The 13,177-nt window shown below is 59.0% G+C and carries 12 protein-coding genes and 1 riboswitch; of the genes, 5 read left to right on the top strand and 7 right to left on the bottom strand.

The window, feature by feature from the left end; genetic code table 11:
* Positions 1–29 precede the first annotated feature (29 nt).
* Positions 30–256, bottom strand: a riboswitch (cobalamin riboswitch).
* Positions 257–409: 153 nt separating this feature from the next.
* Both IAI51_RS04915 and IAI51_RS04910 read left to right on the top strand, forming a co-directional pair.
* Positions 410–994: a hypothetical protein gene (locus IAI51_RS04915; RefSeq protein ID WP_187677456.1), complete on the top strand. Its 585-nt coding sequence runs from the start codon at positions 410–412 to the stop codon at positions 992–994.
* A gap of 68 nt (positions 995–1,062) precedes the next feature.
* Positions 1,063–2,376 carry a PQQ-dependent sugar dehydrogenase gene (locus tag IAI51_RS04910; protein WP_187677455.1) on the top strand — a complete coding sequence of 438 codons (1,314 nt, stop codon included), beginning with the start codon at positions 1,063–1,065 and terminating at the stop codon, positions 2,374–2,376.
* Between the two features lie 132 nt (positions 2,377–2,508).
* Here the strand turns inward: IAI51_RS04910 and IAI51_RS04905 are convergent, their stop codons facing one another.
* The 5 genes from IAI51_RS04905 to IAI51_RS04885 all read right to left on the bottom strand — a co-directional run bounded on the left by IAI51_RS04905 (position 2,509) and on the right by IAI51_RS04885 (position 7,186).
* Positions 2,509–3,045, bottom strand: coding sequence for a C40 family peptidase (locus IAI51_RS04905; protein ID WP_187677454.1), 537 nt, complete (start codon positions 3,043–3,045; stop codon positions 2,509–2,511).
* Positions 3,046–3,266: 221 nt separating this feature from the next.
* Positions 3,267–3,881, bottom strand: a complete 615-nt coding sequence (locus IAI51_RS04900; protein WP_187677453.1) for a C40 family peptidase — start codon at positions 3,879–3,881, stop codon at positions 3,267–3,269.
* Between the two features lie 214 nt (positions 3,882–4,095).
* Positions 4,096–4,800: a DnaA regulatory inactivator Hda gene (gene hda / locus IAI51_RS04895; protein WP_187677452.1), complete on the bottom strand. Its 705-nt coding sequence runs from the start codon at positions 4,798–4,800 to the stop codon at positions 4,096–4,098.
* 219 nt (positions 4,801–5,019) lie between these two features.
* Positions 5,020–6,093 (bottom strand): AI-2E family transporter, encoded by a 1,074-nt coding sequence (locus IAI51_RS04890; RefSeq protein ID WP_187677451.1) that lies wholly within the window; start codon positions 6,091–6,093, stop codon positions 5,020–5,022.
* Positions 6,094–6,127: 34 nt separating this feature from the next.
* On the bottom strand, positions 6,128–7,186 hold the full coding sequence (locus tag IAI51_RS04885) for a DUF2066 domain-containing protein (protein ID WP_187677450.1): 1,059 nt from the start codon (positions 7,184–7,186) through the stop codon (positions 6,128–6,130).
* 369 nt (positions 7,187–7,555) lie between these two features.
* On the opposite strand from IAI51_RS04885, the gene purM reads away from it, so the two are divergent.
* Genes purM through IAI51_RS04870 form a run of 3 tightly spaced genes read left to right on the top strand, consistent with a single transcriptional unit; the run spans position 7,556 to position 9,986 of the window.
* On the top strand, positions 7,556–8,614 hold the full coding sequence (gene purM, locus IAI51_RS04880) for a phosphoribosylformylglycinamidine cyclo-ligase (protein ID WP_187677449.1): 1,059 nt from the start codon (positions 7,556–7,558) through the stop codon (positions 8,612–8,614).
* Entirely contained in the window at positions 8,614–9,264 is a 651-nt protein-coding gene (gene purN, locus IAI51_RS04875; RefSeq protein WP_187677448.1) for a phosphoribosylglycinamide formyltransferase, read from the top strand. The genes purM and purN overlap by 1 nt, the downstream gene beginning before the upstream one ends.
* A gap of 8 nt (positions 9,265–9,272) precedes the next feature.
* Positions 9,273–9,986 (top strand): DUF3108 domain-containing protein, encoded by a 714-nt coding sequence (locus IAI51_RS04870; RefSeq protein WP_166220242.1) that lies wholly within the window; start codon positions 9,273–9,275, stop codon positions 9,984–9,986.
* Between the two features lie 288 nt (positions 9,987–10,274).
* Here the strand turns inward: IAI51_RS04870 and IAI51_RS04865 are convergent, their stop codons facing one another.
* Both IAI51_RS04865 and IAI51_RS04860 read right to left on the bottom strand, forming a co-directional pair.
* A complete protein-coding gene (locus tag IAI51_RS04865; RefSeq protein WP_187677447.1) occupies positions 10,275–11,900 on the bottom strand; it encodes a methyl-accepting chemotaxis protein in 1,626 nt (541 codons plus the stop codon).
* Positions 11,901–12,030: 130 nt separating this feature from the next.
* On the bottom strand, positions 12,031–13,086 hold the full coding sequence (locus IAI51_RS04860; RefSeq protein WP_222944030.1) for an amidohydrolase family protein: 1,056 nt from the start codon (positions 13,084–13,086) through the stop codon (positions 12,031–12,033).
* Between the last annotated feature and the right edge of the window lie 91 nt (positions 13,087–13,177).

Raw genomic sequence — 13,177 nt, 5'->3', positions numbered from 1 at the left:
CGGCAAAAAGCCTGGCATCGCCCACCGTGATGCCGCTGGATGGATCAGGCCGGTCTCCGGGCTCATGAGCGGCGTTCGCCGGACTGCGCGCCTTCCCGCTGTTGAGCAGTGGCACAAGACGCAGTTTTCACTCATTTACCGTTGCGGGGGCAGCGCCGGGATCGTGGTCGTACTTGCTCTGAAGACAACCCTCACCGGCTTCCCTGTTTCACTCTGTCGACGCAAGCCACAGAGCACCTGAAACAAGCCGCGAAGGTTAGAGGGTTGGGGGTGGAGCGTCAATTAAAGAGGGGGCCAACGGGCGAATAACTGCCGCCGATCAATTATCTGACGCCAATCTTGTGCCACAGTCTCAAGAGTGATATCAAAGAGCCACAATCTCACATCACACAAGAATAAGGTGAGCCACATGCAAGGCATGATCATCAGCAACCCGCGCCTGGAATTTCTGCGTCCGGTGCTGGAACGCTGGTTTGACTGTATCGACCGTTACAACGCCGTGCGCGGCGACAGCGACACGCCCTACTGGCATGACGAAAAAGCCAATTTAGGGCTGCTCTCGGCGGCAGCCTGGATGGCCGAACTGGTGACACTGCAACAGACCGCCACGCGCAAGCAGAACGAAGAAGGCGAACGCAATGCCCGCGCCGATCTGCTCCTCGCTGGCAGCGAAGACCGCGCTTACATTCAGGCCACGCAACGCTGGCCGCGGGTCAACAACCTCAACCTGACCCAAGCCCTGCTGGAAATCACCAGCGACGCCAAACGCATCAGCTTCGCCAGCGACCTCAAGCTCGGCTGCCTGTTTGTCGCGCCGCAAAAAGCCCAGCACAGCGCCAGCCCCGAAGAACTGCAGGACATGGTCGACGACCTACAGAAGGAACACACCTGCGCCGTCGCCTGGTATTTCCCCTATGCCTATCGCAAGTTGCGCAGTGAAGCCGGCAACTATCACCCGGGCATCGCCGTGTTGTTCAAAGAGGCCCGCGGTTGAGCAGTTGAACCATCGGGCTTGCGCGCTTCTCTATGATTAGGTCAATGCATTCATAGGGAAGATCAGTAATGCACAAGTCCCAGCTCGCTCTCGTCATCGCTCTCGCCGGAGGGCTCGCCGCCTGTGGTGAATCCTCCAGCCTGCAAGTCACCGACGGCACCGGCCCGTCACCGAAACTGCCTGAACCGAATAAAACCCTGATCCCGACGGTGAATATCGCCCCGGCGATCGGCTGGCCCGAGGGCGCAAAACCGACTGCCGCGTCAGGCACACAAGTGGCTGCGTTTGCCGAAGGCCTCGATCATCCGCGCTGGCTCTACGTGCTGCCCAATGGCGACGTGTTGGTGGCAGAAACCAACGCCCCGCCGAAACCTGACGACAGCAAAGGCGTTCGAGGCTGGGTGATGAAGCAAGTCATGGGCAAGGCCGGAGCCGGCGTACCAAGCCCGAATCGCATTACGTTGCTGCGTGACGCCGACCACGACGGCGTGGCTGAAACCCGCACGGTGTTTCTGCAAAACCTCAACTCGCCGTTCGGCATGACCTTGGTTGGCAATGACCTGTATGTCGCCGACACCGATCGCCTGCTGCGCTTCAATTACGAACCCGGCGCGACCGAAATCAAGACGCAGCCGATCAAGGTCACGGATCTGCCCGGTGGCACGCTGAATCACCACTGGACGAAAAACGTTATCGCCAGCAAGGACGGCAGCAAGCTGTACGTCACCGTCGGCTCGAACAGCAACGTCGGCGAAAACGGTATGGATCAGGAAGAAGGTCGCGCGGCGATCTGGGAAGTGGACCGGGCGACCGGCAATCACCGGATCTTTGCCTCGGGCATCCGCAACCCTAACGGCCTGGCGTGGGAGCCTACCAGTGGCGCGCTATGGACAGCCGTCAACGAACGTGACGAGATCGGCAGCGATCTGGTGCCGGACTACATTACCTCGGTCAAGGATGGCGGCTTCTATGGTTGGCCATTCAGCTATTACGGCCAGCACGTCGATGTGCGGGTGGAGCCGCAGAATCCTGACCTGGTCGCCAAAGCCATCGCTCCGGACTACGCCGTCGGCCCGCACACCGCTTCGTTGGGTCTGACGTTCGCCGAGGGCAACACCCTGCCGGCGCAGTTCAAGGAAGGCGCGTTCATCGGCCAGCATGGTTCGTGGAACCGTAAACCGCACAGCGGCTATAAAGTGATTTTCGTGCCGTTTGCGGCAGGCAAGCCAACGGGCCAACCGGTGGATGTGCTGACCGGTTTCCTCGACAAGGACGAGAACGCACTGGGTCGCCCGGTAGGCGTGGTGATCGACCAGCAAGGTGGCTTGCTGGTGGCGGATGATGTGGGGAACAAGGTTTGGCGCGTTTCTTCTACCAAATAATTTGACCTGCCCCAAAACAACTGTAGGAGTGAGCCTGCTCGCGATAGCGGTGTTTCAGTCAACGATGATGTCGACTGACGCGACGCTTTCGCGAGCAGGCTCACTCCTACATTGGGTGATGTGCTGCTTGAATTACGGATTACGCGCCAGATGCTCAGGCTGCAATACCCGCTTGGCACTCAAATACGCCTTCTGCCAATAGGCCTTCGACAGGCTATCGAGCTTCACCGTGCCGCCAGTTGCCGGCGCATGCACGAAGCGCCCTTCCCCGACGTAAATCCCCGCATGACTGACCTGCGAACCGCCATTGGTGGCGAAGAAAATCAGATCACCGGTCTGCAATCCTTCCTTACCGACATTCGGCGCCTGCATGACGATCAGCTCGCGCGTGGAGCGCGGCAGAGAAATACCGGCAGCATCACGGTAGACGAAGCCGATCAGCCCACTGCAATCAAATCCCGAGTCCGGTGTATTGCCGCCCCAGCGATAAGGCGTGCCGACCAGGCCGAGGGCACGGAACAGCACGTCTTCAGCAGCAGGAGAAAAGGCTTGGGAAGGACCGAACACCACCGGCGCGCGAACCACTGGCGCAGGCGGCGGCGTACGGCTGGCGCAGGCGCTGAGTAGCGCTGCGAAGAACATCAATGTGAGGCGGGCCGACATGGTCATAAGCAGAACATCCTGATCTGGCTGCGGCTTTCTCTGCCGAATGGACAGAAAACAAAACCGCCTGCGTGGCACGCATGCGGTTTGCCATCAATATAGATTCAGGATTCTAGCGGCTACGCGGCAAACTTCAAGTAAGACTTTAACTTCACCTTGTAAAGTATAGGTCTACTCCGTTACCGGAAGCCGTTTTTGTCGCCGCGAATGCGGCGACAACGGAAAGATTACTTGCGAGCAGTCACTACAGTAGGAGCGTTCGCCAAAGCACGTTTGGCTTCGATGAAGGTCTTGCTCCAGTAACTGTCACCCAGGCTGTCTATGCGAACACCGCCGCTGCGACGACTGCTGGAGTGAATGAACTGATTGTCACCCAGGTAGATCCCGGCGTGACTGACACGACCGCGACGACCGTTGGTGGCGAAGAACAGCAGATCGCCAGGCTCGAGATTGCTACGCGATACCAGCGGAGCATCCACGTTGATCATTTCGCGGGTGGAGCGCGGCAGGTTCATGCCGGCTTCTTCGCGGAACAGATAGCCGATGAAACCGCTGCAATCGAAACCGGCTTCGGAGGTACCGCCGAAACGGTAACGGGTACCGATCAGGGACATGCCGCGTTCGAGGATGCTGTCAGCCAGAACCGGAAGCTCGTACGGCTTCTTGTTGAAGTCCGACAGTTCTTTTTCGGTGTCCAACTCTTCCTGGTAAATAACGGAAGACTGGGCAGTGGCAGAATTTTTAACCTGTTGAGGCTGCTCTTGGACTGGAGAATGAGCAGCACAACCGTACAACAGGGTGACGAGTGCGAGAGGCACGAGGGGTGCGAAGCGCTTTAGCATGGGCACGACCGTGGCTGATAGTTGTAAAGAAGCCGAGACTATGCCCGCTATCAACCTCATTTGCAAATTCAATCGATCTTTTTGTGACTTCTCGGTTTCTCGTTTACATCTAAGCGCTTAAGCCCATTTGAATCGAAACGCGGCCTGCACAACGTGCAGGAAAGCGGATTTTCTGGCGCCTGAAATACGCCGAAACCCGCTGAAGGCCTTGGATTTACCAGCCTAGCGTTTCTTTGAGGAAGGGAATTGTCAGCTTGCGCTGAGCCTGCAAAGAGGCCTGATCGAGCTGTTCAAGCAAGTCGAACAATGCACTCATGCTGCGAGTGCCACGGGTCAAAATAAAATGCCCGACTTCATCGGTCAGGTGCAGACCGCGACGCGATGCACGCAATTGCAGGGCACGCAGTTTGTCTTCATCGGAGAGTGGGCGCATCTGGAATATCAGCGCCAGGGTCAGGCGTGATTTCAAGTCAGCCAGTTTGACCGGCAGTTCACGCGGCGAAGTGGATGCCGCGATCAGCAGACGCCGACCGCTATCACGCAGGCGGTTGAACAGATGAAACATCGCCTCTTCCCAGTCAGCCTTGCCGGCAATCACCTGCAAGTCATCCAGGCAAACCAGCTCGTACTGCTCGAGGTTGTCGAGAATCTCGACGCCGCGATCCATCAACTCCGCCAGGGGCAGGTAAACAGCCGGCTCACCCATCTGCTCGAAACGCAGACACGCTGCCTGCAACAGATGCGTACGCCCTACGCCCTGTTTGCCCCACAGATAGATCAGGCTTTCTGTCCAGCCGGCGTCGGCTTCGCATAGGCGCTCGACATAGCCGAGTGCAGCGGCATTGGCGCCTGGGTAGTAGTTGATGAAGGTGGCGTCGTCACGCAGACGCACACCTAGGGGCAGCTGAATCGGTTTCATGCTGACTGAACAGTTCTCAAGGAACCGTTAGTGGCCTCTGTGTAAAGTTTGCGAAGTTTATACCCGTGAAGCTGAGCGCACAATGCGACAGAGTCCAAGCAAAATCAAAGGTTTGCGTTAACACACTGGTTTTATGGCAGATTCTCTGACGCTGCCGTGCCAGTGGTGCCCGCAAAACACGGGCCAACCCGGCGCAATGCCGGGCCGTCCATGATGAATTTACAACTCCGGTTCGTCGACACCACTATAGATGTCGGAATCCTTGTACAAATCGTGCACGTGGCGCACCAGCACCATAATCACCGCCGCCACCGGCAGCGCCAGCAGTACACCCGTGAAACCGAACAGCTCACCGCCAGCCAGAATCGCAAAGATCACCGCCACTGGATGCAGGCCGATCCGGTCACCCACCAACAACGGCGTCAGCACCATGCCTTCCAACGCCTGACCGACCATGAACACGGCGACGATCCCGATCATCGGGTACAGATCGCCACCGAACTGGAACAACCCGGCGATCAGCGCCGCGCCGATGCCGATCACAAAGCCCATGTACGGCACAATCGCCGCCAGACCCGCGATCAGGCCGATCAACAAGCCCAGCTCCAGGCCGACAATCATCAGCCCCGCCGCGTAAATCACGCCCAGTGCCAACATCACCAGCAACTGCCCGCGCACAAACGCCCCAAGCACTTCATGGCATTCGCCAGCCAGTGCTACCACTCGCTCTTCACGATCACGCGGCAGTAGGCTGCGGATCTTGGCCATCATCACGTCCCAGTCACGCAGCAGGTAGAAACTCACCACCGGGATCAGCACCAGATTGGCCAGCCAGCCGATCAGCGCCAGACTCGACGCGGTTGCCTGGCTCAGCACCACACCGACGATATCGGTGGTCTGGCCCATGTGTTCGCTGATCGCCGCTTTGACCTTGTCGAACTTCCAGAACCCGTCAGACAAGCCCAGTTTCGACTGCGCCCACGGAACAGCGGTGTGTTGCAACCAGTCGAGCATTTGCGGAGCCAGTTCGTACAAACGCAGCAACTGCTTGGCGAGCATCGGTACCAGCACCAGCATCAGCGCCGTGACGATCAGGGTGAATAAGGCAAACACCGCGATCACGCCCCAAGTGCGCGACAAACCGAGCTTCTCCAACCGATCCACCAGCGGATCGAACAGATACGCCAACAGCAGCGCCACCAGAAACGGCGTGAGGATCGGATGCAGCAACCACACAAACGCGCAAAGCAGGACAACCCCACCGAGCCAGAACCAACGCCGCGTATCGGCCATGTATCACTCCTACTGCTTCTATATAAAGAAAGACTTACCAGCGAAACCGCAACGACGGTGCAGCAGGTGTCGGGGCCGGAGCCGCTACAGGCGCTGCACCCGCCACCGCAGGCTGCGGCGCGGCCACCGGGACCGGCGCTTCAGCGGGCAACTCCTGCAACTTCGCCAGCGACAACTGCGCGCGCATCTGATCGGCGCTGCCATTGACCCGATACACGATGCGATCGCCATCGACACTCTGCAGACGCACGCCAAACGGTTCGAGTAACCGCAACAGTGCGGCGTAATGCTCAAGATTCATGCCCTGCACTTCCAGGGCCTGCTGACCCGAAGCACCCGGCTTGGCAACAAAACGTGGCGCCAGGCGCTCGGCCACCGCCAGCATCACGGCGTCAGCCACGGCAGCCTGATCGGCCCCTTGCACACTGCCCGCCTCTTTTTGATCACCCAGCCACAAGCGCCATTTAGCCTGCCACTGCCCGCCCTCTTCGCGGGCATGCACGGCCAGCAAGGCGTCAGCGTTATAGCGCTCGGACGCACCGCGCAACGGCGCCGGATCAACACCTTCCAGCGCAGGTGCTGTGGCAACAAGCTGTTCACTCAGATCCGCCAGCGGCAAACGCAGCGGCAGTCCGCGATGTTGAGCGGCAGTACGCAATGGCGCGGCGGCGGCCTGACCATCACCGACCAGACTGGAACCTTCGGTGGAATCGTTCAGCCACCAACTCAGAATCGACGGCCGACTGGCGCCCCACAAAGACAACCCGGCGCGGCGCAATGCCTGTTCGGTGCTGCTCGGGTCGAAGTCGACTTTCAGCACCTCTGGCGGCCCGGCATCAAAACCGAACTGACTGATGATCTGCTGAGGGTCCTTGCGAACTGCCGCCAGCCCCGGATTTTGCGGCGCCTTGGGATCGCCGGTCAGGCGCAGCACCAAAGTATCCAGCGCGGCCTGAGTGGCGCGATCGCGCTCTTCCGGGGCTTGGCTGCTGACCGGCTGACGCACTTGATAAAGGCCTTTGAGGTTTTCGGCATGACTCGCCAGGCTGACCACAGACAAACAACCCACAAACAACAATTTACAAAAACGCATGGAGAATTCCCGTCGACAGGAGCGGCTGGAACAGGCCGCGTGAACCGGTTGAGCAAGGCTGTGACCATCGGCCGTTGCAAAACATTCACACGGCGGCGGTAAGTTTTTGCACAGTCATAACGATAGACGGTTAATTGCGACACCTTATACAGGCACCCACATGCCTCAATTGCAAAAAATTTCCGCTGATATGCCCCTGCCCGTCGGCGTGAGGATGGCCGCTGCCCCTCAAGCCTGATAAAATCGCGCGCCTTCGCAGACCGGCAACAGCCGGGCACCTCGAAACTCGCGTGAGGCAATCGCCCCATCGACTTCGGCGCCCCGCTGGACTCGGTCGTTACCCCTGAATCCCCCCTAAAGGCCTGGATCATGAGCAAGCAACCCTCCCTGAGCTACAAGGACGCCGGTGTAGACATCGACGCCGGTGAAGCATTGGTCGAACGCATCAAGAGCGTCGCCAAGCGCACTGCGCGTCCGGAAGTCATGGGCGGCCTGGGCGGTTTCGGCGCCCTCTGCGAAATCCCGGCCGGCTACAAGCAACCTGTGCTGGTTTCCGGTACTGACGGCGTCGGCACCAAGCTGCGCCTGGCCCTGAACCTGAACAAGCACGACAGCATCGGCATCGACCTGGTCGCCATGTGCGTCAACGACCTCGTAGTGTGCGGCGCCGAGCCACTGTTCTTCCTCGACTACTACGCCACCGGCAAGCTCAACGTCGACACCGCTGCCCAGGTTGTAACCGGCATCGGCGCTGGCTGCGAACTGTCCGGTTGCTCGCTGGTCGGCGGCGAAACCGCTGAAATGCCAGGCATGTACGAAGGCGAAGACTACGACCTGGCCGGTTTTTGCGTCGGCGTCGTGGAAAAATCGGAAATCATCGACGGCTCGAAAGTCGCCACCGGTGACGCCCTGATCGCCCTGCCGTCGTCCGGCCCGCACTCGAACGGCTACTCGCTGATCCGCAAGATCATCGAAGTCTCCGGCGCCGACATCGAAAACACCCAGCTCGACGGCAAACCGCTGAGCGACCTGCTGATGGCCCCAACCCGCATCTACGTGAAGCCGCTGCTCAAGCTGATCAAAGACACCGGCGCCGTCAAAGCCATGGCCCACATCACCGGTGGCGGCCTGCTCGACAACATCCCGCGCGTTCTGCCAAAAGGCGCCCAGGCCGTTGTTGATGTGGCCAGCTGGACTCGACCTGCCGTCTTCGACTGGCTGCAAGAGAAAGGCAACGTTGACGAGACCGAAATGCACCGCGTGCTGAACTGCGGCGTCGGCATGGTCATCTGCGTCGCTCAGGAGCACGTTGAAGTGACTCTGAACACCCTGCGTGAAGCCGGCGAACAGCCTTGGGTCATCGGTCAGATCGCTGTCGCTGCCGAAGGCGCTGCTCAGGTTGAACTGCAGAACCTTAAGGCTCATTAATGTCCGCAACCTGTGATGTCGTGGTGCTGTTGTCCGGCACCGGCAGTAACTTGCAGGCTCTGATCGACAGCACGCGGACCGGCGACAGCCCGGTCCGTATCGCTGCGGTGATTTCCAACCGCGCCGACGCCTACGGCCTGCAACGCGCCAGTGACGCGGGTATCGCCACCCGCTCACTGGATCACAAGGCATTTGAAGGTCGCGAGGCCTTCGATGCAGCCCTGATCGAACTGATCGACGAATTCAATCCCAAGCTCGTGGTGCTGGCCGGATTCATGCGCATTCTCAGCGCTGACTTCGTTCGTCACTATCAGGGTCGCCTGCTCAACATCCATCCGTCGCTGCTACCCAAATACAAAGGGTTACACACTCATCAGCGCGCGCTGGAGGCCGGCGACAAGGAGCACGGCTGCTCTGTACACTTCGTCACCGAGGAACTCGATGGCGGGCCACTGGTCGTACAGGCAGTATTACCGGTAGAGTTGCACGACACGCCGCAGACTCTTGCGCAGCGAGTGCATGTTCAGGAACACCTGATCTACCCGCTGGCCGTATGCTGGTTTGCCGAAGGGCGACTGGCACTCGGTGAGCAAGGTGCTTCACTGGACGGCCAGTTACTCGCGGCCAGCGGCCACTTGATTCGAAACTAGGAGATATTATGCGTCGCGCCCTGCTCTTCGCTTGCGCACTGCTCGCCCTGCCTTTCGCACAGGCGGCAGACCTTCAACCGTTCTCCGCCAGCTACACCGCCGACTGGAAGCAGCTGCCCATGAGCGGCACCGCCGAACGCAGCCTGACCAAGGAAGCCAACGGTGTCTGGAAACTCAGCTTCAAGGCCTCGATGATGATTGCCAGCCTGAGTGAAGAAAGCACCCTGACTTTGGACAAGGACACCTTGCTGCCACAGTCCTACCACTTTGAACGTGGCGGTCTGGGCAAGGCCAAGAAGGCTGATCTGGATTTCGACTGGAACAGCAAAATGGTCACCGGCACCGACCGTGGCGACGCGGTGAAGATCCCGCTGAACCGTGGCATGGTCGACAAATCCACTTATCAGCTGGCACTGCAACATGACGTCGCCGCTGGCAAGAAGACCATGAGCTACCAAGTGGTCGATGACGGCGAAGTCGATACCTACGACTTCCGCGTACTGGGCTCGGAAAAAGTCGAGACCAAGGCCGGCAAGATCGATGCCATCAAGGTCGAGCGCGTACGCGACCCGACACAAAGCAAGCGCATCACCGTCCTGTGGTTCGCCAAGGATTGGGATTACCTGCTGGTTCGCCTGCAACAGGTTGAAACCGACGGCAAGGAGTACAACATCATGCTCCAGGACGGCACGGTCAACGGCAAGGCTGTCAAAGGCAGCTGATTCACCGCTATAGCAAAGAGCCCCGCAAAATGCGGGGCTTTTTTTCGTCTGCTGGACTGGAGATTTGTGCCTGGCTCGCCCCTCACCCCAGCCCTCTCCCGAGGGAGAGGGAGAGGGAGAGGGAGCCAACCGAGATGTCTGGCGCTATGCATCGACCTGAAAGATCGAGTCGATTGTGGATTCACCAAAGAATGTTCAGGTCGACGTAACTTGCCAATCTCCCACGGTCAGTCCCCTCTCCCTCCGGGAGAGGGTTAGGGTGAGGGCAACCTCAGGATCAGCACACACTCAAACCGAAAACTTCGCCACCATACTGTTCAGATCCACCGCCAACCGCGACAACTCCTGGCTCGCCGCACTGGTCTGATTGGCGCCCGCCGACGTCTGCATCGCCAAATCACGAATATTCATCAAATTGCGATCCACCTCCCGCGCCACGGCTGCCTGCTCTTCCGAGGCGCTGGCAATCACCAGATTGCGCTCATTGATCAAGGTGAACGCCGAGGCGATTTCCTCCAGCGCAGTCCCGGCTGCCTTTGCCAACTCGAGCGTCGAACGCGCCCGTACATTGCTTCGCTGCATCGAACTGACCGCCGAATCGGTGCCCTGCTGAATGCCGCCAATCATTTGCTCGATTTCTTGCGTCGACTGCTGAGTACGATGCGCCAATGCCCGCACCTCATCCGCCACCACTGCAAACCCACGCCCGGCATCACCGGCCCGGGCCGCTTCAATCGCCGCGTTCAGCGCCAGCAGGTTGGTTTGCTCGGCAATCGAACGAATCACGTCCAAAACTTTACTGATGCCATGAACCTTCTGTGCAAGATCTTCGACTTGCGTTGCATTGGCCGTAACGTCGTCGGCGAGGGATTCGATTGAAGTCACGGTCTGCCGCACCTGCTCACGACCATGCTGAGCAATGCGGTCGGACTCGCGCGAAGCCTCGGATGTCGCCACAGCGTTGCTCGCCACCTCCTCCACCGCTGCGGTCATTTGATTGACCGCCGTGGCTGCCTGCTCGATCTCCAGACTCTGCTGATGCAACCCTCGCGTGGCGTCTTCCGTGACGCAGCTCAGTTCTTCCGAGGCCGAAGCCAATTGACTCGACGACTCCGAGATCTTCCGAATGGTGTCGCGCAAATTGTGCTGCATGCTCTTGAGCGCCTGCAGCAGCCGCGCCGGCTCATCCTTGCCGGAAATGCTGATGTCGCCGGTCAAGTCACCGCCCGCCACCACTTGCGCCACGCCCAATGATTGCGCCAACGGCAGTACGATACTGCGGGTCAGCAACAGCGCCAGGCCGATGGTGACAATCGCCGTTATGCCGATCATGACCCCGACCCACACACGCGAATTGGTGAAGACCAGCCGCGCAGCCTCGGTGGCGAGATTGGCATTATGTTTATTCAGCTCGACCAATTCACGCAGGGTGACCGCAATCTCGTCGGCCAAGGGGCTCATCTCGCCATTGAGGATGGCCGCCGCCTCCTCCACCCGGTTCTGAGCAGACAACTGCATGACCTGCGCCTGAAGCTCAAGATATTTGTGCTCGGCGACCTTGAAGCGATCAAACAGTCGGCGCTCCTCGGGCAGCACGATCAACACGTCGTAACGCTGCTGAGCCTGACTGAGCGCACCCCGAAGTTCATTGAGCTTGGCGACATTCTGCTGCAGTGCCTGCGCATCGCGGTTGAGCAACAGGCGCATGGTCAGTGCACGCAGGCGCAGCATGTCCTGACTCATTTCGCCGACCGCCATCACGCTGGGCAGCCAGTTGTTGTCGACCTCGTCGGACTGGGCACGCATTTTCGACATTTGCAGCAGGGCGAAAGCCCCAAGGGCAAACACCATCAGGGCCAACAAGCCAAAACCGACGCCCGCACGCGGGGCAATATTGAGACTACGGATACTCATTGCGCTGGTTCCTTCCAAAAGCGCTGCATCAACCCTGCAGCTGGTTGCTTTAGAAGGTATCGGCCCGGCTGAAATTTGCGTAAGACCAAAAGGTGATATCAAAAGGCCTTAATACTTCGAACACTCGGCATTAACGATTCAGCGTGGTTTTGCCGGACTTAAGCTCCGTTCGCGGCAAGATCGCCAGAAAGTTATCTTTTGCGACTTTGCGCGCTACGTCTTCGGGTAAAGCGTCCAGAAACGGTTTGAAGCTGTGCATTTCCTTACCGAGCTTGTTGAACCGCCCTACAACATCGGAACCGATCATGAAGCGCTCAGGGTGACGTTTGACCAGCGCCAACCATTCCGGACGCGGCTGGCCCTGTTCGTCCAGCAGATACGGCGAGAGCATGCTCCACGACAAGTCGATGAACAGATTCGGATACGCCTCAAGCATGCGCGTGAGGGTCGGCAGGAGAAAATCCAGCTGTGTTTGATGCCGATGGATTTCCGCGCTGGTGCCAGCGTGAGCCCAGATGAAGCGTGTGTGCGGGTGATTACGCAGCGGCTCTTCGATTTCCTTCAGGTACAACGGATTTTTCTCACGTTTGGAAGTGATGTTGGAATGCAGCATCACCGGCAGATCATTTTCCGCCGCCAGATGATAGATCTTCGTCATCGCCTCGTTGTTGGCGCGCGGCGTATCACCAGAGGTCAGCGCCGTGAGGTCGTCATGGCGGGTAAACACTTCGCCAATGCCCTGCCACAGCCCCGGATACAGATCGAGCATGCGCTGGATATGCGCGGCGGAGTTCTTGTCGTTGGGGTTGAAGCCAGAGAGAAACGGATGAAAGTACGGACGCTGCTCAGGCGTCAGTTTTTGCATCGCATCGGCGACGATCACATCGGTGGCGCTGTACCAATAGGCATCGGCATCATCGCCGGCGTAATAGCGCGGACGCTTGGGTTCGTCTTCGTGCCACTTTTTCGCCACGGGGATGCCGGAAATCATCACGTGCTCGATGGAGTTTTCTTTCATCGCCGTCAGCAGTTTCGGCATGCCGGCGGTTTCCTGGAAAAAATCCACGTAATGCAGGTGCGCATCGCTGTAGGTATATTCGCGGGCACTGGCGGTGTCGGCAAACAGCAGAAGAAAGGCGAGACTCAAACGATACAGGGACACAAGTAATCTCCGACAAGTAGGCATAGCCTAGACCCCGCCCTGACAACAAGGGTTCATCCCGCAGGAAAGTGGAACGCGCGCCGGTGGGAATGCTCTATAACTGCAAGGTCTTTTT

Source organism: Pseudomonas sp. N40(2020) (assembly GCF_014472415.1).
Lineage (GTDB): Bacteria > Pseudomonadota > Gammaproteobacteria > Pseudomonadales > Pseudomonadaceae > Aquipseudomonas.
This window is presented reverse-complemented; position numbering and strand designations above follow the sequence as displayed.